Origin of the sequence: Mycobacterium sp., assembly GCF_032162105.1 — a bacterium.
In the GTDB taxonomy this organism is placed as follows: domain Bacteria; phylum Actinomycetota; class Actinomycetes; order Mycobacteriales; family Mycobacteriaceae; genus Mycobacterium.
Map to the genome: position 1 here is coordinate 1 of NZ_JAVRPS010000023.1, position 23,777 is coordinate 23,777.

The following is a 23,777-nucleotide window of genomic DNA, read 5'->3' on the forward strand; positions in this document are numbered from 1 at the left end:
CCAGCGCAACAGCCGCACCGCCAACCCGGAGTACAACCCCATCACCACCAAGTCGACGACCACCATCGTCGCGCCGATCGCGAGGTACTGCGGGAGCAGCGGAGCGGTGGGCGTCACGAATTGGGGCAGCACCGCAAGGAAGAACACCAGCGCTTTCGGGTTGGTGGCGTTGACGAGAAAACCACGAACGACGAGCGCGGTCCGGCCATCCTCGGCGGGCGTGCCAAGCTGCTCGCGAAGGTCCCGGGTCGCCGTGCGCCATTGCCGCACTGCGAGATAGAGCAGGTATGCCACCCCGACCCACTTGATGACGTTGAACACGACGATCGAGCTGGTGACGATGGCGCCGAGTCCCACGGCGACGAGGGCGAGCTGCAGCATCAGCCCGACCTCCAGGCCAAGGATGCTCCAGTAGCCGCGGCGCACCCCGTGGGTCAGTCCGGTCGCCATCGTCTGGATCGCACCCGCACCGGGAGAGACGGCGATCAGAACCGCCGCGCCGACGAACGCCAACCACAACTCCCAGGCCATCACCGAAGTGTGGCAGTGGGCCGGCGGTCAGTTCAACCGGATATGTCTCAGCCGGAGATGTCGGCGACGAACGTGCCCTGGCGCTTGGCCAGCATCGCGGGAATCCGCGGCAGGGACGAATCGACCGTGCCAGCGGGCAGCACCCTGGGGTTGAGGAGGTGAAGGTCCTTGCGACCGACGTGGATGTCGGCCTCGCCCGCAGCCAGCACGTTCTTCACCCGGTTGGTCTTGCCGTGGACCAGCCCGATCGCCAAGACGCTGTCCTTGCGGTAGGCGGTGACGATGGTTTCGAAGTCCTTGCCCGACGTACGGCCACGGTGCTTGATCACGGCGAACCCGGGCATCCGCTTCGACAGCGGCCGGAGCATCGGGTTGATGTACTTGATCTGCATCCGCTCCAGCCACACCGGCATCAGCATCGGCACGCCGGGGGCGTTGTTGGGGTGGTCTTCTCTTGACGTTGAAGCTGACATGACGGCTCCCGTATTCGATTTGTACTGCTCTGGGACAATAGTCAACGTGAATGACTCCTCCGTGCTGATGTCCCGCATCGATCTGCGGGGCAGCCACCTGTCGACGGCGGCTTTGCGCGCCGTGCTGCCGCGCGGCGGGGTCGACGTGGACGCTGTCATGCCGAAGGTACGCCCCATCGTCGACGCAATCGTCGAGCGAGGAGCGGTCGCGGCCCTCGAGTACGGCGAAGCGTTCGACCGGGTGCGACCCCAGACGGTCCGGGTGCCCGCCGCTCGACTGGCCGAGGCGCTCGCCGACCTGGACCCGGCGGTGCGGGTGGCGCTGGAGGTGGCGATCGAGCGCACCCGGGCCGTGCACGCCGACCAGCGGCGCACCGACACCACCACCACGCTGGCGCCGGGCGCCACGGTCACCGAACGTTGGGTGCCCGTCGAACGCGTCGGCCTCTACGTACCTGGCGGCAACGCCGTCTACCCGTCGAGCGTGGTGATGAACGTCGTCCCGGCGCAGACGGCCGGGGTGGACTCGCTGGTGATCGCCAGCCCGCCGCAGGCGGATTTCGGTGGGCTGCCGCACCCGACGATCCTGGCCGCCGCCGAACTGCTGGGCGTCGAGGAGGTCTGGGCCGTCGGCGGCGCGCAGGGGATCGCGCTGCTGGCCTATGGAGGCACCGACACCGACGGGACTGGGGCAAGCGGAGCGCCGGGAAATGGTACCGAACTCGCGCCGGTCGACATGATCACCGGCCCGGGCAACATCTATGTCACGGCCGCCAAGCGGATCTGCCGATCGCAGGTCGGGATCGACGCCGAAGCGGGCCCCACCGAGATCGCGATCCTCGCCGACCACTCGGCCGATCCGGCACACGTCGCGGCCGACCTGATCAGTCAGGCCGAGCACGACGAGATGGCCGCCAGCGTGCTCGTCACCACCAGCGACCACCTGGCCGACGCCACCGACGCCGAGCTGGCGGTTCAGCTGCGCACCACCGTGCACCGCGAGCGGGTGACGGCGGCGTTGACCGGACGGCAGTCCGCGATCGTGCTGGTCGACGACCTCGAGGCCGGCATAAGGACAGTCAACGCCTATGCCGCGGAACACCTCGAGATTCAGACCGTCGACGCCCCGGCCGTCGCGAGGCGGATCCGTTCGGCCGGTGCGATCTTCGTCGGAGCGTGGTCGCCGGTCAGCCTCGGTGACTACTGTGCGGGCAGCAATCACGTGCTGCCCACCGCGGGATGCGCGCGCCACTCCAGCGGACTGTCGGTGCAGACGTTCCTGCGCGGCATCCACGTCGTCGACTACACGGAGGCGGCGCTCAAGGACGTCTCCGGGTACGTGATCACGCTGGCGCAGGCCGAGAATCTGCCCGCGCACGGCGAGGCGGTACGCCGTCGGTTCGAAGGGCCGGAGCGAAGCGACTCGGGAAAAGGGCGAGCAAGATGACAGGCGTTCGCAAGATCACGCTGGACGACCTGCCGTTGCGGGAGAACCTGAGGGGTAAGTCGCCCTACGGTGCGCCCCAACTCTCGGTTCCGGTGCGGCTCAACACGAACGAGAACCCGCACCCGCCCACCCAGGCGCTCGTCGATGACGTCGCCGCATCGGTGCGCGACGCCGCCTCCGACCTGCACCGCTACCCCGATCGCGACGCGATGACGCTGCGGTCCGATCTCGCCGCCTACCTGAGTACACAGATCGGAGTGCCGGTCGGCACCGAGAACGTCTGGGCGGCAAACGGTTCCAACGAGATCCTGCAGCAGTTGCTTCAGGCGTTCGGTGGTCCGGGCCGCAGCGCCATCGGGTTCGTGCCGTCGTATTCGATGCATCCGATCATCTCCGACGGCACTCAGACCGAGTGGCTCGAGGCCAAGCGCGCCGACGACTTCGGCCTTGACGTCGAGGCCGCCGTGGCGGCGATCGCCGAACGCCGGCCCGACGTGGTGTTCCTTGCCAGCCCGAACAACCCGTCGGGGCAGAGTGTTTCGCTCGCGGAACTGCGCGCCCTGCTCGACGTCGCGTCGGGCATCGTGATCGTCGATGAGGCCTACGGCGAGTTCTCGTCGCAACCCAGTGCGGTGCGACTGCTTGCCGAGTTCCCCGCCAAGCTCATCGTGACGAGGACCATGAGCAAGGCCTTCGCCTTCGCAGGCGGCCGACTCGGTTACCTCATCGCCGACCCCGCCGTGATCGACGCGATGCTGCTGGTGCGGTTGCCCTACCACCTGTCCTCGGTCACCCAGGCCGCGGCGCGGGCCGCGCTGCGCCATGCCGATGACACGCTTGGCAGCGTTGCCATGCTGATCGCCGAGCGCAACCGGGTGTCGGAGACGCTGGCGGGCATGGGATTCCGCGTCATCCCCAGCGACGCCAACTTCATCCTGTTCGGCGAGTTCGCCGACGCACCAGGGGCGTGGCAGCGCTACCTCGATGCCGGTGTGCTGATCCGCGACGTCGGCATCCCCGGGTACCTGCGCGCCACCACCGGTCTGGCCGACGAGAACGACGTCCTGCTCGACACCAGCGCACGCCTGGCCGCCACCGAACTCGCAACAGTCCCCAGCAGTGCAAGAGGAGCATCGTGACCCGCCGCGCCCGCGTCGAACGCAAGACCAAGGAATCCGACATCGTCGTCGAGCTCGATCTTGACGGCACCGGTCAGGTCGACATCAGCACCGGTGTGCCCTTCTACGACCACATGCTGACCGCGCTGGGCAGTCACGCGAGTTTCGACCTGACCGTGCACGCCAAGGGTGACGTCGAGATCGAGGGCCATCACACCATCGAGGACACCGCGATCGTGCTCGGCCAGGCGCTTGGCGAGGCGCTCGGCGACAAGAAGGGCATCCGCCGCTTCGGCGATGCGTTCATCCCGATGGACGAGACGCTGGCGCATGCCGCCGTCGACGTATCCGGGCGTCCGTACTGCGTGCACACCGGCGAGCCGGATCACATGCTGCACAGCACCATTGCGGGCAGTGCGGTGCCGTACCACACCGTGATCAACCGGCACGTCTTCGAGTCGCTGGCGATGAACGCGCGGATCGCGCTGCACGTGCGCACGCTCTACGGCCGCGATCCGCACCACATCACCGAGGCCCAGTACAAGGCGGTTGCCCGCGCTCTGCGTCAGGCCGTCGAGCCCGATCCCCGGGTGACCGGCGTGCCGTCCACCAAAGGCAGCCTGTGACAGTGAAGTCCGTCGTTGTCCTCGACTACGGGTCGGGCAACCTACGGTCCGCGCAGCGTGCGCTGCAACGGGTGGGGGCGACCGTCGAGGTGACCTCCGATCCCGCCGCCGCGGCTGCCGCCGACGGTCTGGTGGTGCCCGGGGTCGGCGCATACGAGGCGTGCATGACGGGCCTGCGCGACATCGGCGGTGAGAGGATCGTCGCCGACCGGCTGGCAGCGGGCCGACCCGTGCTGGGCATCTGCGTCGGCATGCAGATCATGTTCGCCCGCGGCGTCGAGTTCGGGGTGGAGACGCAGGGCTGCGCGCAATGGCCTGGCTCCGTCGTGCATCTGGACGCGCCGGTGATTCCGCACATGGGTTGGAACGTCGTGGCTGCCGCGCCAGGAAGTGCGCTGTTCAAGGGGCTGGACACCGACACCCGGTTCTACTTCGTGCACTCCTATGCCGCGCAGCGGTGGGAGGGCGACCCAGACGCCCTGCTCACCTGGGCGACCCACCACGTGCCGTTCCTTGCGGCCGTCGAGGACGGTGCGTTGTCCGCCACGCAATTTCATCCGGAGAAGAGCGGCGACGCAGGCGCGGCGCTGCTGAGCAATTGGGTCGAGGGGCTTTGACGAACGTGAGTGACGCACCACTGATCCTGCTTCCCGCCGTCGACGTCGTCGACGGCAAGGCCGTCCGCCTCGTGCAGGGGCAGGCCGGCAGTGAAACCGACTACGGCTCGGCGCTGGACGCCGCACTGCAGTGGCAGCGCGACGGCGCCGAGTGGATCCACCTGGTCGACCTGGACGCGGCGTTCGGCCGCGGCTCGAACCTCCAGCTGCTCGCCGAGGTGATCGGCAAGCTGGACGTCGCCGTCGAGTTGTCCGGCGGCATCCGCGACGACGACTCGTTGTCGGCGGCGCTGGCCACCGGTTGCGCGCGGGTCAACCTCGGCACCGCCGCGCTGGAGAATCCGAAATGGTGTGCGCGGGTGATCGCCGAGCATGGCGAGAAGGTCGCCGTCGGACTCGACGTCAAGATCGTGGACGGTGCGCACCGCCTCCGCGGCCGAGGCTGGGAGACCGACGGTGGCGACCTGTGGCCCGTGTTGGACCGGCTCAACGGCGAAGGTTGTTCACGGTACGTCGTCACCGACGTCACGAAGGACGGCACATTGAACGGGCCCAATCTGGAGCTGCTCGCACGCGTCGCTGAACACACCGCTGCTCCCATCATCGCCTCGGGCGGAGTTTCCAGCCTCGACGACCTGCAGGCCATCGCCACCCTGGCTGGGCATGGCGTGGAGGGCGCGATCGTGGGCAAGGCGCTCTACGCCGGGCGGTTCACCCTGCCGCAGGCGCTCGCCGCGGTCAGTCGGTAGGTCGCGATGGCGCTGGACGAATCCGACCTCGACGCGCTGGTCGCGACGGCTTCGGCGATCCTCGACGAAGCGGCCAAGCCGTTCGTCGCCGGACATCGCGCCGAGTCGGCGGTTGCCAAGAAGGGCAACGACTTCGCCACCGAGGTCGACCTCGCGATCGAGCGGCAGGTCGTCGCCGCACTCGAATCGGCCACCGGGATCGGCGTGCACGGTGAGGAGTTCGGCGGCGCCCCGATCGACTCACCTCTGGTGTGGGTGCTGGACCCGATCGACGGCACGTTCAACTACGCCGCGGGGCTGCCGACGGCGGCCATCCTGCTCGGTCTGCTTCGTGACGGCGAGCCTGCGGCGGGCCTGACGTGGCTGCCGTTCACCGATCAGCGGTACACCGCCGCCATGGGCGGACCTCTGTACGTCAACGGCGTCGAGCAGCCACCCCTGAAGGACGCGAAACTGTCCGGATCCGTGGTGGGCATCGGCACGTTCAACATCGACTCCCGCGGTGAGTTCCCTGGCCGCTACCGGCTTGCCACGCTGGAACGGTTGAGCCGCAGGTGTTCTCGGACCCGCATGCACGGCGCCACCGGTGTCGACATGGCCTATGCCGCCGGGGGCGCGCTCGGTGGTGCCATCAGCTTCGGCCACCACATCTGGGACCACGCTGCCGGCGTCGCACTGGTCAGGGCGGCGGGCGGCGTCGTGACCGACCTCGCCGGCCAGCAGTGGACACCGTCGTCACGCTCGGCGCTCGCCGGTGTGCCGAGCGTGCACGCCGAGATCCTCGAGATCGTCATGTCGGTCGGTGCGCCGGAGGACTACCGATGAACCACCACGAGGGTGTCGCCGTCCGCGTGATTCCCTGCCTGGACGTCGACGACGGCCGGGTGGTCAAGGGGGTCAATTTCGAGAACCTGCGTGACGCAGGCGATCCCGTCGAACTCGCCGCGGCCTACGACGCGGAGGGCGCCGACGAACTGACGTTCCTGGACGTCACGGCTTCGTCGTCGGGTCGGGCGACGATGCTCGACGTGGTACGCCGCACCGCCGAACAGGTCTTCATCCCGCTCACGGTCGGTGGCGGCGTGCGGTCGATCGCCGACGTGAACACCCTGCTGCGCGCAGGCGCGGACAAGGTGTCCGTGAACACGGCCGCCATCGCCCGTCCTGAGCTACTGGCCGAGTTGTCGCGTCAGTTCGGCTCGCAGTGCATCGTGCTCTCCGTCGACGCCAGAACGGTTCCCGCGGGTTCGGCGCCCACGCCGTCCGGGTGGGAGGTCACCACCCACGGTGGCCGTCGCGGCACCGGCATCGACGCGGTCGAATGGGCAACGCGTGGCGCCGAACTCGGAGTGGGCGAGATCCTGCTGAACTCGATGGACGCCGACGGCACCAAGGCGGGATTCGACCTGGACATGTTGCGGGCGGTTCGCGCGGCAGTCACCGTGCCCGTCATCGCCAGCGGCGGCGCAGGCGAGGTGGGTCATTTCGCACCGGCGGTCGACGCGGGCGCCGACGCGGTGCTGGCCGCCAGCGTGTTTCACTTCAGGGAGCTCACCATCGGCCAGGTCAAGGCTGCGATGGCGGCGGAAGGGATCGTGGTGCGGTGAAGACCCCGACTTTTGGCGATTTGGGCGCGCAAACGCTCGCTGAGCGAACGAAAACGCGCCGAAATCGGTCTGGGTGGGTGGGCGACTGATGGCCCTGGACCCGTCGATCGCGGCCCGGCTGAAGCGCGATCCGAACGGCTTGTTCGTCGCGGTCGCGCAGGAACGCGCCACCGGCCAGGTGCTGATGGTGGCGTGGATGGACGACGAGGCGCTGGCCCGCACGCTCGCGACCCGCAAGGGCACGTACTACTCGCGCTCGAGGGGCGTGTACTGGGTCAAGGGCGAGACGTCGGGACACACGCAGCACGTGCACTCGGTGCGCCTCGACTGTGACGGCGACACCGTGCTTCTCGAGGTGGACCAGGTGGGCGCGGCCTGCCACACCGGTGAACACGCCTGCTTCGACGCCGACCTGCTGCTGGCCGCCGAGGATTGACGTGTCGCGCGCGCTGATCCTCGTCGCCGCGCTGGGTCTGCTCGTGGGATGCACTGCGCCGTCGCAACCGAAGACGGTCGGCTGGTGGATGCCGACGGTCGGAACGCAATGGCAATGGCAGCTCCACGGCCCGATCGACACCGCGGTCGACGTCCCGGTGTACGACGTCGACCTGTTCGACGTCGATCGGGCGGTGGTCGAGGATCTCCACGCAGCGGGCCGCAAGGTGATCTGTTACCTCAGCGCCGGATCCCAAGAGGACTGGCGCCCGGACGCCGACCGCTTCCCCGCCGCGGTGATCGGCAAGGGCCTAGACGAGTGGCCCGGTGAGCGCTGGCTGGACATCCGCCGTCTCGACGTCCTGGAACCCGTCATGGCCGCCCGGATGGACGTGTGCCGTACGAAGGGCTTCGACGCGGTCGAGCCGGACAACGTGGACGGCTACGCCAACGAATCGGGTTTCCCGCTGACCGCCGACGACCAACTCCGCTACAACCGGATGCTCGCACGGCTGGCGCACGAGCGAGGGCTCGGCGTGGCTCTGAAGAACGATCCCGGTCAGGTCGAGAACCTGGTCGCGGACTTCGATTTCGCGGTCAACGAGGAATGCGTCGCCTACGACGAGTGCCAGGAGTTGATGCCGTTCATCCACGCGGGAAAGGCCGTGCTGCACGTGGAGTATTCGCTAACGCTGTCAGAAATCTGTCCTGTCACACGGCCACTCTCCTTCAGCTCCATGCGCAAGCCGCTTGACCTCACCGCGCCAAGGGAGCCATGCCATTAGACGTCGATGCGGGTGGCCTTGGCCCGCGCCGTCCACCGGCCGTCGTCGTAGCCGACCTGAACGGGGTGGGCGAAGGCGGACGTGACGTTGTCGGTGGTGACGACGTCGCGGGCCGGTCCGGATGCGACGGTGCGGCCCTCGGCGATCAACAGCGCATGCGTGGTGGTGGTCGGCAGTTCCTCGAGGTGGTGGGTGACCAGAATCGAGGCCACGTCGGGATGGGTGTCGTCGAGTGAGTCCATCGTCTCCAACAACTGCTCGCGGGCGGCCACGTCCAGCCCGGTGGTTGGCTCGTCGAGGAGCAGCAGCCGGGGCTCCGAAATCAGTGCCCGGGCAATGAGACTGCGGCCGCGTTCGCCCTGCGACAGCGTCGGCCAATGCGCGTCGGCCTTGTGGGGGAGGCCGACCGACGCGATCATCGCGTCCGCGCGGTCCAGTTCGTCCCGACTGGGTGTCCAGCGCAGCGGAAGGTCGATCGTCGCGGTGATGCCGGTCAGCACGACCTCGCGCACCGTGAGCGAATACTGAAGCCGGTGGCGGGGATTCACGTGCCCGATGGAGTGGCGCAGGCGCGCCAGGTCGACCCGTCCCATCTGCTCGCCCAGCACCCGGACGATGCCCGACGACGGAAAGGTCACGGCGGCACAGAAACCCAGCAAGGTGCTCTTGCCTGCCCCGTTGGGGCCGAGCAGCGCCCAGTGTTCGCCTGCGTTGACGGTCAGCGAGATGCCGTCGATGATCTGCTTACCGTCCCGGCGGAACGTCACGTCCGCCAGTTCCAGCACGGTTGTCACGAGGCCTCCTACGCCGACTGACGTTGGCGCAGCACCTCCAACGCCTTGTCGGCGTGGGTGTCCATGCTGAACTCGCTGGCGATGAGTTCGAGCACGGTGCGGTCGGTGTCGATGACGAACGTGGTGCGCTTGACCGGCATCAGCTTGCCCAGCAGCCCGCGCTTGACCCCGAACTGCGTGGCGACCACGCCCTCGGTGTCGGACAGCAGCGGATAGTCGAACTTCTGCATGTCGGCGAACTTGGCCTGCTTGGCGACGGCATCGGCGCTGATCCCGACCCGGCCTGCCCCGACGGCGGCGAACTCGCCGGCGAGGTCGCGGAAGTGGCAGGCCTCCTTGGTGCAGCCGGGAGTCATGGCGGCTGGATAGAAGAACAGCACGATCGGTCCGTCGGCGAGCAGACTCGTCAGACTCCGCAGCGTGCCCGTCTGGTCGGGCAGTTCGAACTCACTGACCCTGTCACCACGTTTCATGGGTGTCACGCTACGCCCGCTGCCTTGAGCCGGTCTGGAAGGATTGTCCCGTGCAAGTACTCGCCAACCTCGCCATCACCACCTCACGCGAGGACTTCCGGGCGCTGGCCGCCGAGCACCGGGTGGTGCCGGTGACGCGCAAGGTGCTCGCCGACAGCGAGACGCCGCTGTCCGCCTATCGCAAGCTGGCCGCCAACCGACCCGGCACGTTTCTGCTGGAATCCGCGGAGAACGGCCGGTCCTGGTCGCGATGGTCGTTCATCGGGGCGGGGGCGCCGTCGGCGTTGACGGTGCGTGACGGCGAGGCGGTCTGGCTGGGCGTCACGCCGCAGGATGCGCCCAGCGGCGGGGAACCGCTAGAGGCGCTGCGGGCCACGCTGGGCCTGCTGGAGACCGCGGCGTTGCCTGGCCTGCCGCCGCTGTCGAGCGGGCTGGTCGGGTTCTTCGCCTACGACCTGGTGCGGCGCCTGGAACGGCTGCCCGAACTGGCCGTCGACGACCTCAAGCTGCCCGACATGTTGTTGCTGCTGGCCACCGACGTCGCTGCCGTCGACCACCACGAGGGCACCATCACGCTGATCGCCAACGCGGTGAACTGGAACGGCACCGACGAGCGGGTGGACTGGGCCTACGACGACGCCGTCGCCCGCCTCGACGTCATGACGGCCGCACTCGGCGAACCGCTCGGCTCTACGGTCGCCACCTTCAGCCGCCCACAGCCGCTGCACCGCGAGCAGCGCACCGTCGCGGAGTACACCGCGATCGTCGAGAAGCTGGTCGGCGACATCGAGGCTGGGGAGGCCTTCCAGGTGGTGCCATCTCAGCGCTTCGAGATGGACACCGAAGCCGACCCCCTCGACGTCTACCGGATGCTGCGGGTGACCAATCCCAGCCCCTACATGTATCTGCTCAACGTGCCGAACGCCGCTGGGGAACTTGACTTCTCGATCGTGGGGTCCAGTCCCGAGGCGTTGGTGACCGTGCAGGACGGCAAGGCCACCACGCACCCCATCGCCGGGACGCGCTGGCGTGGCGCGACCGAGGAGGAGGACGTGCTGCTCGAGAAGGAGCTGCTGTCCGACGACAAGGAACGCGCGGAACATCTGATGCTGGTCGACCTTGGCCGCAACGACCTGGGCCGGGTCTGCGTGCCAGGCACGGTGCGGGTGGAGGACTACAGCCACATCGAGCGCTACAGCCACGTCATGCACCTGGTCTCGACGGTGACCGGGCAACTGGCCGAGGGCAGGACGGCGCTCGACGCCGTCACCGCCTGCTTCCCCGCGGGCACCCTCTCCGGGGCGCCGAAGGTACGCGCGATGGAACTCATCGAGGAGGTCGAGCGGACGCGACGCGGCCTGTATGGCGGGGTACTCGGCTACCTCGACTTCGCAGGCAACGCCGACTTCGCGATCGCCATCCGCACCGCGCTGATGCGCAGCGGCACGGCCTACGTGCAGGCCGGCGGCGGCGTGGTGGCCGACTCCAACGGCCCCTACGAGTACAACGAGGCCGCCAACAAGGCCCGCGCGGTGCTCAACGCCATCGCCGCGGCCGAAACGCTGAAGGGGCCATGACACGCGTCGCCCAGCTTCTTCTGGTGCTCGCCGCGCTCGCGTTGTGGGTCGGCTCGCGGCTGCCGTGGGTCGTGGTGTCGTCGTTCGACGGGTTGGGCCAGCCGAAGACCACGACGTTGTCGGGTGCGGCCTGGTCGACGGCGCTGGTGCCGTTGGCGCTGCTGGTGCTGGCCGCCGCCGTCGCCGCGCTGGCGGTGCGTGGCTGGCCGCTGCGCCTGCTGGCCGTGCTCGTCGCCGCGGCCAGCGCGGGCATGGGGTACCTGGGAATCGGCCTGTGGGTGATCCGCGACGTCGCGGTGCGCGCCGCCGACCTGGCACAGGTGCCCGTCGTCGCGCTGGTCGGCACGCAGCGGCACCACTGGGGTGCCGTGCTCACCCTGGTCGCCGCGGCGTGCACGTTGGTCGGTGTGGTGATGCTACTGCGGGCGGCCGCGACGTCGAAACCGGCCACCGGGAAGTACGTCGCACCAGCGGCGAGACGTGCGGCGGCGAGGCGGGACGAAAGCGATTACGGAATGTCCGAACGGATGATCTGGGACGCGCTCGACGAGGGCCGTGACCCGACGTCTCCGGACAACGAGGGTCGGTGACGAGGGGTGCGGTGCTCGCGGCTACCCTTCGTTACAGACAATCCGGGATCGCCCGGACGCTCAGGTACGGCCCGGAAGGACATCGACGGCTCATGAGTTCGGCCACCGTGCTCGACTCCATCATCGAGGGAGTCCGCGCCGACGTAGCCGCCCGCGAGGCTGCGGTGAGCTTGGCCGACGTCAAGGCGAAGGCCAAGACCGCCGCCGCCCCGCTGGACGTGCTGGCCGCGCTGCGCGAACCCGGCATCGGCGTCATCGCGGAGGTGAAGCGGGCCAGCCCCTCGCGCGGTGAGCTGGCGACGATCTCCGATCCGGCGAAACTGGCCCGTGCCTACCAGGACGGTGGCGCCAGGGTCATCAGCGTGCTCACCGAGCAGCGCCGCTTCAACGGATCTCTCGACGATCTCGACGCCGTGCGCGCCGTGGTGTCGATTCCGGTGCTGCGCAAGGACTTCATCGTCGGGCCCTATCAGATCCACGAGGCGCGGGCGCACGGCGCCGACATGTTGTTGCTGATCGTCGCGGCGCTCGAGCAGTCGGCTCTGGTGTCGATGATCGATCGCACCGAGTCACTGGGCATGACTGCGCTCGTCGAGGTGCACACCGAGGACGAGGCCAACCGCGCACTGCAGGCCGGTGCCCGCGTGATCGGGGTCAACGCAAGGGATCTCAAGACTCTGAACGTGGATCGCGACTGCTTCGCGAGGATTGCTCCCGGACTGCCGTCGAACGTCATCCGGATTGCCGAATCCGGTATCCGGGGCACCGCCGATCTGCTCGCCTACGCGGGTGCGGGTGCTGACGCCGTGCTCGTCGGTGAGGGGTTGGTGACGAGCGGCGATCCGCGCAGTGCCGTTGCCGACCTGGTCACCGCAGGCACCCATCCGTCCTGCCCGAAACCCTCTCGCTGAGATAGTGGCCGATCTCGCCGGTCCCGAGCTGCCGCGTTCCAGCGCAGCCGTCGCCGAACCCACCATCCACGACCCCGACGCCAAGGGTCACTTCGGCACCTACGGCGGACGACTGGTCCCCGAGGCGTTGATGGCGGTGATCGAAGAAGTCACCGCCGCCTACGAGAAGGCCAGGGCCGACCAGACCTTCCTCGACGAACTGGACCGCCTGCAGCGGCACTACACCGGCCGGCCGTCGCCGCTGTACGAGGCCACCCGGCTCAGTGAGCACGCCGGGGGAGCAAGGCTCTTCCTCAAGCGAGAAGACCTGAACCACACCGGTTCCCACAAGATCAACAACGTCCTCGGTCAGGCCCTGCTGGCCCGGCAGATGGGCAAGACCCGGGTGATCGCCGAGACGGGCGCCGGCCAGCACGGGGTCGCGACCGCGACCGCCTGCGCGTTGCTCGGCATCGAGTGCGTGGTCTACATGGGCGCCGTCGACACCGCCCGACAGGCCCTGAACGTGGTCAGGATGCGGCTGCTCGGCGCTGAGGTGGTGTCGGTCGAGTCCGGCTCGAAGACGCTCAAGGACGCCATCAACGAGACCTTCCGGGACTGGGTCGCCAACGCCGACGACACGTACTACTGCTTCGGTACCGCGGCGGGACCGCATCCGTTCCCGACCATGGTGCGTGACTTTCAGCGGGTGATCGGTCTCGAGGCGCGAGCCCAGATTCAAGAGCAGGCGCACCGGCTGCCCGATGCGGTGACCGCATGCGTCGGCGGGGGATCCAACGCGATCGGCGTGTTCCACGCCTTCATCGACGACCCGGGTGTCCGGCTGATCGGTTACGAGGCCGCAGGCGACGGCGTGGAGACGGGCCGTCACGCCGCGACCTTCACGGGTGGTTCGCCCGGCGCCTTCCAGGGCTCGTTCTCCTACCTGCTGCAGGACGAGGACGGCCAGACGGTCGAATCGCATTCGATCTCAGCGGGTTTGGACTATCCCGGCGTCGGTCCCGAGCATGCCTACCTGAAGGACCTCGGTCGCACCGAGTATCGGCCGATCACCGACACCGAGGCGATGGACGCGTTCTCGCTGCTGTGCAGGACCGAGGGCATCATCCCGGCCATCGAGTCCGCCCACGCGGTGGCGGGAGCGCTGCAGCTCGGTGTCGAACTCGGCCCCGACTCGATCATCCTGGTCAACCTGTCGGGCCGCGGCGACAAGGACGTCGAGACCGCAGCGAAGTGGTTCGGCCTGTTCGACGGCAAGGGGACCCAAGAATGACGGACAGCCGGTTGTCGGGTCTGTTCGCGACGTGCCGGGCGGAGGACCGTTCGGCACTGATCGGCTACCTGCCCACGGGGTTCCCGGACGTTCCGACGTCGATTTCGGCGATGACGGCCTTGGTCGAATCCGGTTGCGACATCGTCGAAGTCGGCGTGGCCTACTCGGACCCCGGAATGGACGGCCCGACCATCGCGGCCGCCACGGAGGTGGCGCTTCGCGGTGGTGTGCGGGTGCGGGATGCGTTGACTGCCGTCGAGGCGATCAGCAACGCCGGTGGTCGTGCGGTGGTCATGACGTACTGGAACCCCGTCCTGCGGTGGGGCGTTGACGCCTTCGCGCGTGATCTGGCCTCGGCCGGCGGCCTCGGCCTGATCACCCCCGATCTGATTCCCGACGAGGCCGATGAATGGATCCGGGTATCCGACGCCCACCACCTGGACAGAATCTTCCTGGTCGCACCGTCATCCACCCCCGAACGGCTGGCGGCAACGGCGGCGGCGTCACGCGGATTCGTCTACGCCGCGTCGACGATGGGCGTCACGGGTGCTCGCGACGCGGTCTCCGACGCCGCACCCGAACTGGTCAGACGCGTCAAGGCGGTCTCCGACATCCCCGTCGGCGTCGGACTGGGGGTTCGTTCGCGCGAACAAGCCGCGCAGATCGGCGCCTACGCCGACGGGGTCATCGTCGGATCCGCGTTGGTGTCGGCGCTGCGTGAGGGCATCCCCGCCGTGCGGGCATTGACCGAAGAGCTGGCCGACGGAGTGCGACAGAGGATTACAGCGTGACGACATCGGTACTCGCCTACATCCCCAGCCCGGCCCAGGGGGTCTGGCACCTCGGTCCGGTGCCGCTTCGGGCCTATGCGCTCTGCATCATCCTCGGCATCGTCGCCGCACTGATCATCGGCGACCGTCGCTGGGTCGCCCGCGGCGGTCAGCCCGGCGTCATCTACGACATCGCGCTGTGGGCGGTTCCGTTCGGCCTCGTCGGCGGACGGCTCTATCACGTCATCACCGACTGGAAGACGTACTTCGGCGACGACGGCGCGGGATTCGGCGCAGCCCTTCGGATCTGGGACGGCGGCCTCGGCATCTGGGGTGCGGTGGCGCTGGGCGGCGTCGGCGCGTGGATCGGGTGTCGTAGCCGAGGCATACCGTTGCCTGCCTTCGGCGACGCGATCGCTCCCGGCATCGTATTGGCCCAGGCGATCGGCCGGCTGGGCAACTACTTCAACCAGGAGCTCTACGGGCGGCCGACGACGCTGCCGTGGGGTCTGGAGATCTACGAACGGCGCAACTCAGCCGGAGCGCTCGACTCCCTCAACGGCGTGTCGACTGGTCGGCTCGTCGACGTCGTTCATCCGACGTTCCTGTACGAACTGCTGTGGAACGTCCTGGTTTTCGCGGTGCTGATCTGGGTCGACCGGCGCTTCAAGATCGGGCACGGGCGGTTGTTCGCGCTCTACGTCGCGGGGTACTGCGTCGGCAGGTTCTGGGTGGAGTTGATGCGTAGTGACCTCGCCACTCACATCGCGGGCATCCGGATCAATACGTTCACCTCGACGTTCGTCTTCATCGCGGCCGTCGTCTACATCATGGTCGCGCCGAAGGGCCGGGAGGATCCCGCGACGCTGAAGGGCAACGACGTCGAAGACGAAGACGAGGAGTCTGCGCTCGACGAGATCGGCGAGGAATTGGTCGCCGTCGCGGCCACCAGTGGTCTGGTCGCCGCAGCAAAGGTGGCGGGCGCCGAGGACGCGCGCGAGGAATCGGGCGGAGCCGGCGAGGCCAAACCTGCTGACGACGCAGCCACACCCGCAGCGGAGGAACCGGTCGTAGCGGACGCGCCTCCCGACGACGTCGAGGAGTCCGAGTCCGAGTCTGACGACGAAGCGGTCGACATCGAAGGTGCCGAGCCGATAAGCACGGAGTCGGGGCCGATGTCCGAACAGGCCGAGGAGCTGGCCGCCGAGCCCGAGGACGAGCCCGAGGAAGTCGACGAACCCGAAGCCGACGGACGAGTGGACGCCGAAGCGGAGGCGGTCGAGGCTGCTGAGGACGCGATTGAGTCCGAAGCCAGCGAGCCCGACGAAGACGAAGACGAAGACGAGGACGAGGAAGCCGAGAACGAGCCCGAGGCCGTCGAGGCTGAACCCGCCGAGGCCGAGACGGAGTCCGAGGAGGCCGAAGCCGTGGCTGACGAGGTCGCCGCGGAAAACGAGCCTGCCGAGTCCGATGTGGTTGCCGAGTCTGCTGAGGCTGAGCCAGAGTCCGACGCCGCTGAGGCCGAGGAGGGTTTGGGTTCGGTCGAGGGTGACGAGGTCGTGACGGCCCGGGAGGACGCGCCAGAGGTGCACGAGGCTGCGGTGGAGGGTGCCGAGGAGGCGGAAGCCGTGGCTGAGGAGCTCGCCGCGGAAAGCGACCCTGCCGAGTCCGCTGAGCCAGAGCCTGCCGAGTCGGCTGAGGCTGAGCCTGCCGAGCCAGAGTCCGACGCCGCCGAGCCCGAGGAGGGTTTGGGTTCGGTCGAGGGTGACGAGGTCGTGGAGGCGCAGGAGGACGCGCCAGAGGTGCACGAGGCTGCGGTGGAGGGTGCCGAGGAGGCGGAAGCCGTGGCAGACGAGGTCGCCGCGGAAAGCGACCCTGCCGTGTCCGCCGTGGCCGCCGAACCCGTCACCGAACCGCCGCGCGGACGATGGTGGAGACGCCGCGGCTAGGGTGGCCAGCCCGGATCAAGAACCTCTGCAACTACTGACCTGCCGACGGTTCTGGCATGCTGAGTGGCATGACGGAACCGCAGTTCGGGGGCAGGGAGGACTGGACGTCGGCTGCGCCTCCGCCACCCCAGCAGCCGCCACCGGGATACCCGCCCCCGGGGTACCCGCCACCGTTCCCGCCGCAGTACCCGCCGCCCCCAGCGGCGTACTACGACCCGTCGGCGCCGTACGGTCGCCATCCCCTCACGGGGGAACCGCTGTCGGACAAGTCCAAGACGATCGCGGGCCTGCTGCAGTTCATCGGTCTGTTCGGCCTGGCGGGCATCGGACGGCTCTACCTCGGCTACACCGGCCTTGGCATCGCCCAGCTACTTGTCAGCCTCGTCACCTGCGGAATCGGTGGATTCATCTGGGGCGTCATCGACGCCATCCTCATCCTCACCGACAAGGTGCGGGACCCGCAGGGCCGTCCGCTCCGCGATGGAACCTAGTACCACCCGCAACGGCCGAGGCCCGCTGTACCGCGCACTCGGCACGGGTGCGGTGCTGGCGGGTGGGGTGGCCTACATCGGACTGGGCGATCCGCACCGGCAGGGATTCCTGTTCCCCGGGTGCCCCTTCAAACTGCTGACCGGCTGGAATTGCCCGGCATGCGGCGGTCTTCGCATGACCCACGACCTGCTGCATGGTGACATCGGGGCCGCCGTGGTCGACAACGTGTTCCTGATGGTCGGACTGCCGCTGCTGCTGGTCTGGCTTCTGGTGCGGTGGCGACGCGGCCAGCGCGCGATGCCGATTCCCGCGATGGTGACGATCGGCATCGCAGCGATCGCCTGGACGGTGGTGCGCAACTGGCCGGGGTTTCCGCTGGTCCCCACGCTCATCGAAGGGTAGTGCGGCAACTCCGCTGATACACTCGCACTTCGGGCCGGTGCAGTCCCGGGAAGATCGTTTCCGGACTGCGGAGGTACACCCAATGCTGTTCTCGGCATTGCCTGATGCGCAGGGTCTCTACGACCCCGAGCGCGAGTCTGACTCGTGCGGCGTCGCCATGATCACCGATATCCAGGGCCGCCGTTCGCACGCCATCGTTGCCGACGGACTGACGGCGCTGGAGCACCTCGAACATCGCGGCGCAGCGGGCGCCGAACCCAATAGCGGTGACGGCGCGGGCATTCTGCTGCAGCTTCCCGTCGAACTGCTGCGCGAGGTCGTCGACTTCGACCTGCCGCAACCGACGCCCGACGGCGAGAACACCTTTGCGGCCGGAATCTGCTTCCTGCCAAGCGATCCCGCCAGCCGCGCCGCGGCCCGTGCGGAGGTCGAGACGATCGCCGCCGAAGAGGGCCTGGAAGTGCTTGGCTGGCGCGAGGTTCCCGTCGACCCCGACGGGGCGGAGATCGGGATGACGGCGCTCGGTTGCATGCCGCACATGACCCAATTGTTCGTCGCGGCACCGAAATGCAACGGCCACCGGCACGCCGGCGTCGACCTCGACCGCCGGGTGTACCCGCTGCGCAAGCGCGCGGAGGCGGGCCTGGGGGAATTGCAGGTGTACTTCCCGTCGCTGTCCAGCCGGACCATCGCCTACAAAGGCATGCTCACGACGATGCAACTGCCGCGGTTCTTCCCGGATCTTCGGGACGAACGGTGCAAGAGCGCCATCGCGATCGTGCACAGCCGCTTCTCGACCAACACGTTTCCGTCGTGGCCGCTGGCCCACCCGTTTCGCTTCGTCGCGCACAACGGCGAGATCAACACCGTGCGCGGCAACCGCAACCGGATGCACGCGCGCGAGGCGATGCTGGCCAGCGCTCGCATCCCGGGTGACCTGAGCCGGTTGTCACCGGTCTGTACGCCGGGGTCGTCGGACTCCACGTCGTTCGACCAGGTGCTCGAACTGTTGCACCTCGGCGGTAGGAGCCTGCCGCACGCGGTGCTGATGATGATCCCCGAGGCGTGGGAGAACAACGCCACGATGGATCCGGCGCGCCGCGCCTTCTGGCAGTTTCACGCCTCGCTGATGGAGCCGTGGGACGGCCCGGCGTGCGTCACCTTCACCGACGGCACCGTCGTCGGAGCCGTCTTGGACCGCAACGGATTACGGCCAGGCCGCTGGTGGCGCACCATCGACGACCGGATCATCCTCGCCAGCGAGAGCGGCGTGCTGGACGTGCCATCGGCCGAGATCGTGGCGAAGGGCCGGCTGGAGCCGGGGAGGATGTTCCTCATCGACACCGTCGCGGGCCGGATCGTGCCCGACGACGAGATCAAGGACCAGCTGGCGCAGGCCGAGCCCTACGACGAATGGTTGCATTCGGGCCTACTGGATCTCAAGACACTGCCCGACCGAGTGCGGGTGCAGCCGAACCACGAATCGGTGGTGCGCAGGCAGATCTCCTTCGGCTACACCGAGGAAGAGCTCCGCATCCTGCTCACCCCCATGGCCGCCTCGGGCGCGGAGCCGTTGGGCTCCATGGGAACCGACACCCCGACGGCGGTGCTCTCGCAACGGTCGCGACTGCTCTACGACTACTTCGTCGAGCTCTTCGCGCAGGTCACCAACCCACCCCTGGACGCCATCCGCGAAGCGGTCGTGACGTCCATGGCCCGGGTGATGGGGCCGGAGCACAACCTGCTCGAACCGTCCGCCGCGTCCTGCCGCCAGATCGTGCTGGCCTGGCCGGTGCTCGACAACGACGAGCTGAACAAGATCGTCCACATCAACGACGACGGCGAGCAACCCGGGCTCAAGACGACGGTGCTGCGGGCGCTCTACGACGTCGAACGCGGCGGCGAGGGACTGGCCGACGCGCTCGACGACCTGCGCAGCCGGGCCTGCGAGGCGATCGCGAAGGGCGCACGGACGCTGGTCATCTCCGACCGTGATTCCGACCACACCAAGGCGCCGATTCCGTCGCTGCTGGCGGTCTCCGCGGTGCACCACCATCTGGTCCGCACGAAGGAGCGCACCACCGTCGCGCTGGTGGTGGAGAGCGGTGACGCGCGCGAGGTGCACCACATCGCGATGCTGATTGGCTTCGGCGCCGCCGCCGTGAACCCCTATCTGGCGTTCGAGTCCATCGAGGACCTGGTCCGCGAGGGCGAGCTGACCGGCATCGAGCCCTCTACGGCCGTGCGCAACTACCTCAAGGCGCTCGGCAAGGGCGTGATGAAGGTGATGAGCAAGATGGGCATCTCGACCGTCGCGTCCTACACCGGCGCCCAGGCTTTCGAGGCCATCGGGATCGACCGCGAGGTGGTCGACGAGTACTTCGCAGGCACGCCAAGCCAAATCGGGGGCGTCGGCCTCGACGTGCTCGCCGAGGAGGTCAAGCTGCGGCACCGCAGGGCCTACCCGGAGAACCCGACCGAGCGCGTACACCGCCGGCTCGAGGTGGGTGGCGAGTACGCCTTCCGGCGGGAAGGCGAACTTCACCTGTTCACCCCGGAAGTGGTCTTCCTGCTACAGCATTCGACGCGTACCGGCCGTCACGATGTCTTTCAGCAGTATTCCGACGAGGTGAACCGGCTGAGCCGCGACGGCGGGGCCTTGCGCGGGCTGTTCGAACTGAAGACCGGTGTGCGCCCGCCCGTGCCGCTGGAGGAGGTGGAAACGGTCGAGGCCATCCTCACCCGGTTCAACACCGGCGCGATGAGCTACGGCTCCATCTCCGCCGAGGCGCACGAGACCATGGCGATCGCCATGAACAAGCTCGGCGGCCGCTCGAATAGCGGCGAGGGCGGTGAGGATGTTGACCGGCTCTACGACCCGCGCCGGCGTAGCGCGGTCAAGCAGGTGGCGTCGGGACGGTTCGGAGTCACCAGCGACTACCTGGTCAACGCCACCGACATCCAGATCAAGATGGCCCAGGGCGCCAAGCCGGGCGAGGGGGGCCAACTGCCGGGCTACAAGGTGTATCCGAACATCGCCAAGACACGGCACTCCACCCCCGGTGTCGGGTTGATCTCGCCCCCGCCGCACCACGACATCTACTCCATCGAGGACTTGGCGCAGCTGATCCACGACCTCAAGAACGCCAACTCGCAGGCGCGCATCCACGTCAAGCTGGTCAGCTCCGTCGGGGTCGGGACCGTCGCGGCGGGCGTGTCCAAGGCGCACGCCGACGTGGTGCTGATCTCGGGCTATGACGGTGGCACGGGAGCGGCGCCGCTGACGTCGTTGAAGCACGCCGGTGCACCGTGGGAGATCGGTCTCGCCGACACCCAGCAGACGTTGGTGCTCAACGGTCTTCGCGATCGAATCACCGTGCAGTGCGACGGCGGCATGCGCACGGCGCGCGACGTCATCGTCGCGGCGTTGCTCGGCGCCGAGGAGTACGGTTTCGCGACGGCTCCGTTGGTGGTGGCGGGCTGCATCATGATGCGGGTGTGTCACCTCGACACCTGCCCCGTCGGTGTGGCGACTCAGAACCCCGAACTGCGTGCTCGATTCAACGGCAAGCCCGAGTTCGTGGAGAACTTCTTCCGGTTCATTGCCGAAGACGTACGGAAGTTCCTGGCGGAGTTGGGCTTCCGCAGCATCGACGAGGCGGTCGGCCACGTCGACGTGCTCGACACGGCGCCGGGCATCGCCCATTGGAAGAGCCGCGGGCTGGACCTCACCCCCATCTTCGCGATTCCCACCGACGCGCACGGCGCGCAGCTGACCCAGCGGCGTCGGCTGCGCGACCAGGACCACGCCCTGGAGCATGCGCTCGACCAGACCATCATCGCGCTGGCCGAGGGAGCGCTCGAGGATGCTCGCCCGGTGCGACTGGAGCTGCCGGTGCGCAACGTCAACCGCACCGTCGGAACGTTGCTCGGCTCCGAGGTCACCCGCAGATACGGGGGCCAGGGACTGCTCGACGACACCATCCACGTCACGCTGACGGGATCTGCAGGTCAGTCGATCGGCGCGTTTCTGCCGCCGGGCATCACGCTGGAACTGATCGGTGACGCCAACGACTATGTCGGCAAGGGACTTTCGGGAGGGCGGGTGATCGTCAGGCCCGAGGACGACGTGCTGTTCCTGCCCGAGGACAACGTGATCGCGGGCAACACCCTGGTGTTCGGGGCCACCGCAGGCGAGGTGTTCCTGCGCGGGCGAGTGGGCGAACGGTTCTGTGCCCGCAACTCCGGCGCGCTGGCCGTCGTCGAGGGCGTCGGCGACCACGCCTGTGAGTACATGACCGGCGGGCGCGTCGTGGTGCTCGGTAAGACCGGCCGCAACATGGCGGCGGGCATGTCGGGTGGCATCGCGTTCGTGCTCGGCCTCGACCCGGCCATGGTCAACGTCGAGATGGTCGAACTGCAGGTGCTCGAACCGGAGGATCTGGTGTGGCTGCACGAGGTCGTCACCCGGCACTCCAACCTCACCGGCAGCACGTTGGCCAAGTCGTTGTTGTCCGACTGGCCCAGGCGCAGTGGGCAATTCACCAAGATCATGCCCACCGACTACCAGCGTGTCCTGCAGGCCACCCGGATGGCGAAGGCCGAGGGGCGCGACGTGGACACCGCGATCATGGAGGCGAGCCGTGGCTGACCCGACCGGTTTCCTGAAGGTCGCCAAGATCGAGGCGGCCAAGCGTCCGGTCGACGAAAGGGTGGGCGATTGGCGCGAGGTCTACGAACGGCAGGATCCGCACGAACGCGCGGGCGAGGTCTCACAACAGGCGCGTCGCTGCATGGACTGCGGAATCCCGTTCTGCCACTCGGGGACCGCAGGTTGTCCGCTGGGCAACCTCATCCCCGAGTGGAACGATCTGGTCCGGCGCGGGCGGTGGGACGCGGCGAGCGACCGACTGCACGCCACCAACAACTTCCCGGAATTCACCGGCCGGCTCTGTCCTGCGCCGTGTGAGGCGGCGTGCGTGCTGTCCATCGCCGACGAGGAGACCGGCGGTGCCGTCACGATCAAGCGGATCGAGCAGACGATCGTCGACCATGCGTGGATGTACGGCATCATCGAGCCCCAGCCCGCCGCCATCTCCACCGGCAAGAAGGTGGCCGTGGTGGGCTCCGGGCCTGCGGGACTGGCTGCCGCTCAACAGCTCACCCGCGCCGGCCACGACGTCACGGTCTACGAGCGGGACGATCGCCTCGGCGGCCTGATGCGCTACGGCATCCCCGAATACAAGCTCGAGAAGTCCACGCTGAATCAGCGCCTGGCCCAGATGCGCGCCGAGGGAACGCGTTTCGTGACCGACTGCGAGGTCGGCGTTGACTTGAGCGTCGAGGCGCTGCGGGACCAGCACGACGCGGTGGTACTGGCCGTCGGAGCGCTGCGTGCCCGCGACAACGACGTCGAAGGCCGTGACCTGGCCGGCGTGCACCTGGCGATGGAGCACCTGGTGCCCGCGAACAAGGAGTGCGAGGGTGACGGCGCCTCCTCGATCTCCGCCAAGGGCAAGCACGTGGTGATCATCGGTGGTGGGGACACCGGCGCCGATTGCCTCGGCACCGCGCACCGGCAGGGTGCGAAGTCGGTCACCCAGCTCGACTACAACGCGGAGCCTCCCGGGCAGCGCGACGATTCGCGGTCACCGTGGCCGACGTGGCCGATGGTGCTGCGGACCTCGCCCGCCCACGCCGAGGGCGGCGCACGCCGCTACGAGGTTGCGGTGCAGCGGTTCCGGGGCGACGAGAAGGGAAACCTGCTGGCGATGGAGATCGCCGAGGTCAGGGTGGAGCGCGATGGGCAGGGGCGTCGGCAAATCACGCCGGTCGGCGAAACGATCGAGATCCCCTGCGAGTTGGCACTTCTCGCGATCGGTTTCGAGGGTGTCGAGCACATGGCGCTGCTCGACGGCCTCGGGCTGACGCTCAACGGGCGGGGGGCGTTGGGGTGCGGTTCCGACTGGCAGACCGACGCTCCCGGGGTGTTCGTGTGCGGTGACGCGCATCGGGGCGCTTCGTTGATCGTGTGGGCCATCGCGGAGGGTCGCAGCGCAGCCCACGCGGTGGACGCCTATCTGATGGGCGACTCGGATCTGCCCGAGCCCGTGAAGCCGAGCGCCCTCCCGTTGGCCGTCGTCTGAATCGTCGTCTGA

23 protein-coding genes are annotated in these 23,777 nt (G+C 68.4%); 19 read left to right on the top strand and 4 right to left on the bottom strand.

The annotated features are described in order from the left end of the window. Both QOC69_RS00840 and QOC69_RS00845 read right to left on the bottom strand, forming a co-directional pair. Window positions 1–531 (bottom strand): LysE family translocator (locus QOC69_RS00840; protein ID WP_526435406.1); only part of this gene is annotated, 531 nt, incomplete at its 3' end. A gap of 47 nt (window positions 532–578) precedes the next feature. After that, window positions 579–1,004, bottom strand: a complete 426-nt coding sequence (locus QOC69_RS00845; RefSeq protein WP_526435408.1) for a nitroreductase family deazaflavin-dependent oxidoreductase — start codon at window positions 1,002–1,004, stop codon at window positions 579–581. Between the two features lie 64 nt (window positions 1,005–1,068). On the opposite strand from QOC69_RS00845, the gene hisD reads away from it, so the two are divergent. From hisD to QOC69_RS00890, 9 genes are all read left to right on the top strand, one after another. Then, window positions 1,069–2,451: a histidinol dehydrogenase gene (gene hisD / locus QOC69_RS00850; protein ID WP_526435472.1), complete on the top strand. Its 1,383-nt coding sequence runs from the start codon at window positions 1,069–1,071 to the stop codon at window positions 2,449–2,451. Then, window positions 2,448–3,590: a histidinol-phosphate transaminase gene (locus tag QOC69_RS00855; RefSeq protein WP_526435410.1), complete on the top strand. Its 1,143-nt coding sequence runs from the start codon at window positions 2,448–2,450 to the stop codon at window positions 3,588–3,590. Before hisD ends, QOC69_RS00855 begins: the two co-directional genes overlap by 4 nt. Beyond that, entirely contained in the window at window positions 3,584–4,195 is a 612-nt protein-coding gene (gene hisB / locus QOC69_RS00860) for an imidazoleglycerol-phosphate dehydratase HisB (RefSeq protein ID WP_526435474.1), read from the top strand. Before QOC69_RS00855 ends, hisB begins: the two co-directional genes overlap by 7 nt. After that, window positions 4,192–4,812, top strand: coding sequence for an imidazole glycerol phosphate synthase subunit HisH (gene hisH, locus QOC69_RS00865; protein WP_526435412.1), 621 nt, complete (start codon window positions 4,192–4,194; stop codon window positions 4,810–4,812). Before hisB ends, hisH begins: the two co-directional genes overlap by 4 nt. Before the next feature lie 5 nt (window positions 4,813–4,817). Continuing rightward, window positions 4,818–5,561 (top strand): bifunctional 1-(5-phosphoribosyl)-5-((5-phosphoribosylamino)methylideneamino)imidazole-4-carboxamide isomerase/phosphoribosylanthranilate isomerase PriA, encoded by a 744-nt coding sequence (gene priA, locus QOC69_RS00870; RefSeq protein WP_526435414.1) that lies wholly within the window; start codon window positions 4,818–4,820, stop codon window positions 5,559–5,561. A 6-nt stretch (window positions 5,562–5,567) separates the two neighbouring features. After that, the gene (locus QOC69_RS00875) at window positions 5,568–6,386 is read left to right on the top strand and encodes an inositol monophosphatase family protein (RefSeq protein WP_526435416.1); all 819 of its coding nucleotides are present in this window, start codon (window positions 5,568–5,570) and stop codon (window positions 6,384–6,386) included. Continuing rightward, entirely contained in the window at window positions 6,383–7,168 is a 786-nt protein-coding gene (gene hisF / locus QOC69_RS00880; RefSeq protein ID WP_526435418.1) for an imidazole glycerol phosphate synthase subunit HisF, read from the top strand. The genes QOC69_RS00875 and hisF overlap by 4 nt, the downstream gene beginning before the upstream one ends. Window positions 7,169–7,256: 88 nt before the next feature. Continuing rightward, window positions 7,257–7,604 (top strand): phosphoribosyl-AMP cyclohydrolase, encoded by a 348-nt coding sequence (gene hisI, locus QOC69_RS00885; RefSeq protein ID WP_526435420.1) that lies wholly within the window; start codon window positions 7,257–7,259, stop codon window positions 7,602–7,604. Between the two features lies 1 nt (window position 7,605). Then, window positions 7,606–8,388, top strand: coding sequence for an endo alpha-1,4 polygalactosaminidase (locus tag QOC69_RS00890; RefSeq protein ID WP_526435422.1), 783 nt, complete (start codon window positions 7,606–7,608; stop codon window positions 8,386–8,388). Here the strand turns inward: QOC69_RS00890 and QOC69_RS00895 are convergent. Together QOC69_RS00895 and QOC69_RS00900 are read right to left on the bottom strand one after the other, a co-directional pair. Further along, a complete protein-coding gene (locus QOC69_RS00895; RefSeq protein ID WP_526435424.1) occupies window positions 8,385–9,182 on the bottom strand; it encodes an ABC transporter ATP-binding protein in 798 nt (265 codons plus the stop codon). The genes QOC69_RS00890 and QOC69_RS00895 overlap by 4 nt on opposite strands. Before the next feature lie 8 nt (window positions 9,183–9,190). After that, a complete protein-coding gene (locus QOC69_RS00900; protein ID WP_526435426.1) occupies window positions 9,191–9,655 on the bottom strand; it encodes a peroxiredoxin in 465 nt (154 codons plus the stop codon). A gap of 50 nt (window positions 9,656–9,705) precedes the next feature. Between QOC69_RS00900 and QOC69_RS00905 the strand changes: the two genes are divergently transcribed. The 10 genes from QOC69_RS00905 (at window position 9,706) to gltD (ending at window position 23,765) form a co-directional block, all read left to right on the top strand. Beyond that, entirely contained in the window at window positions 9,706–11,232 is a 1,527-nt protein-coding gene (locus QOC69_RS00905) for an anthranilate synthase component I (RefSeq protein ID WP_526435428.1), read from the top strand. Further along, the gene (locus tag QOC69_RS00910) at window positions 11,229–11,822 is read left to right on the top strand and encodes a TIGR02234 family membrane protein (RefSeq protein WP_526435430.1); all 594 of its coding nucleotides are present in this window, start codon (window positions 11,229–11,231) and stop codon (window positions 11,820–11,822) included. The genes QOC69_RS00905 and QOC69_RS00910 overlap by 4 nt, the downstream gene beginning before the upstream one ends. Before the next feature lie 92 nt (window positions 11,823–11,914). After that, window positions 11,915–12,733, top strand: a complete 819-nt coding sequence (gene trpC / locus QOC69_RS00915; protein WP_526435432.1) for an indole-3-glycerol phosphate synthase TrpC — start codon at window positions 11,915–11,917, stop codon at window positions 12,731–12,733. Between the two features lie 4 nt (window positions 12,734–12,737). Further along, on the top strand, window positions 12,738–14,006 hold the full coding sequence (gene trpB / locus QOC69_RS00920; protein ID WP_526435434.1) for a tryptophan synthase subunit beta: 1,269 nt from the start codon (window positions 12,738–12,740) through the stop codon (window positions 14,004–14,006). Then, window positions 14,003–14,797, top strand: coding sequence for a tryptophan synthase subunit alpha (gene trpA, locus QOC69_RS00925; protein WP_526435436.1), 795 nt, complete (start codon window positions 14,003–14,005; stop codon window positions 14,795–14,797). Before trpB ends, trpA begins: the two co-directional genes overlap by 4 nt. After that, the gene (gene lgt / locus QOC69_RS00930; RefSeq protein WP_526435438.1) at window positions 14,794–16,725 is read left to right on the top strand and encodes a prolipoprotein diacylglyceryl transferase; all 1,932 of its coding nucleotides are present in this window, start codon (window positions 14,794–14,796) and stop codon (window positions 16,723–16,725) included. Before trpA ends, lgt begins: the two co-directional genes overlap by 4 nt. A gap of 68 nt (window positions 16,726–16,793) precedes the next feature. Continuing rightward, window positions 16,794–17,216, top strand: a complete 423-nt coding sequence (locus QOC69_RS00935) for an NINE protein (RefSeq protein ID WP_526435440.1) — start codon at window positions 16,794–16,796, stop codon at window positions 17,214–17,216. Further along, complete coding sequence (locus QOC69_RS00940) at window positions 17,206–17,619, top strand: DUF2752 domain-containing protein (RefSeq protein WP_526435442.1); 414 nt, start codon at window positions 17,206–17,208, stop codon at window positions 17,617–17,619. The genes QOC69_RS00935 and QOC69_RS00940 overlap by 11 nt, the downstream gene beginning before the upstream one ends. An 82-nt stretch (window positions 17,620–17,701) precedes the next feature. Further along, the gene (gene gltB / locus QOC69_RS00945; protein WP_526435444.1) at window positions 17,702–22,270 is read left to right on the top strand and encodes a glutamate synthase large subunit; all 4,569 of its coding nucleotides are present in this window, start codon (window positions 17,702–17,704) and stop codon (window positions 22,268–22,270) included. Continuing rightward, window positions 22,263–23,765, top strand: a complete 1,503-nt coding sequence (gene gltD, locus QOC69_RS00950; protein WP_526435446.1) for a glutamate synthase small subunit — start codon at window positions 22,263–22,265, stop codon at window positions 23,763–23,765. Before gltB ends, gltD begins: the two co-directional genes overlap by 8 nt. Window positions 23,766–23,777 lie beyond the last annotated feature (12 nt).

What these genes read in the sequence shown, in the direction of transcription:
- QOC69_RS00845 (WP_526435408.1), bottom strand. Translation starts at nt 1,004, where the DNA reads ATGTCAGCTTCAACGTCAAGAGAAGACCACCCCAACAACGCCCCCGGC.
- QOC69_RS00855 (WP_526435410.1), top strand. Translation starts at nt 2,448, where the DNA reads ATGACAGGCGTTCGCAAGATCACGCTGGACGACCTGCCGTTGCGGGAG.
- QOC69_RS00875 (WP_526435416.1), top strand. Translation starts at nt 5,568, where the DNA reads ATGGCGCTGGACGAATCCGACCTCGACGCGCTGGTCGCGACGGCTTCG.
- hisF (WP_526435418.1), top strand. Translation starts at nt 6,383, where the DNA reads ATGAACCACCACGAGGGTGTCGCCGTCCGCGTGATTCCCTGCCTGGAC.
- hisI (WP_526435420.1), top strand. Translation starts at nt 7,257, where the DNA reads ATGGCCCTGGACCCGTCGATCGCGGCCCGGCTGAAGCGCGATCCGAAC.
- QOC69_RS00900 (WP_526435426.1), bottom strand. Translation starts at nt 9,655, where the DNA reads ATGAAACGTGGTGACAGGGTCAGTGAGTTCGAACTGCCCGACCAGACG.
- QOC69_RS00910 (WP_526435430.1), top strand. Translation starts at nt 11,229, where the DNA reads ATGACACGCGTCGCCCAGCTTCTTCTGGTGCTCGCCGCGCTCGCGTTG.
- trpC (WP_526435432.1), top strand. Translation starts at nt 11,915, where the DNA reads ATGAGTTCGGCCACCGTGCTCGACTCCATCATCGAGGGAGTCCGCGCC.
- trpA (WP_526435436.1), top strand. Translation starts at nt 14,003, where the DNA reads ATGACGGACAGCCGGTTGTCGGGTCTGTTCGCGACGTGCCGGGCGGAG.
- QOC69_RS00935 (WP_526435440.1), top strand. Translation starts at nt 16,794, where the DNA reads ATGACGGAACCGCAGTTCGGGGGCAGGGAGGACTGGACGTCGGCTGCG.
- QOC69_RS00940 (WP_526435442.1), top strand. Translation starts at nt 17,206, where the DNA reads ATGGAACCTAGTACCACCCGCAACGGCCGAGGCCCGCTGTACCGCGCA.
- gltB (WP_526435444.1), top strand. Translation starts at nt 17,702, where the DNA reads ATGCTGTTCTCGGCATTGCCTGATGCGCAGGGTCTCTACGACCCCGAG.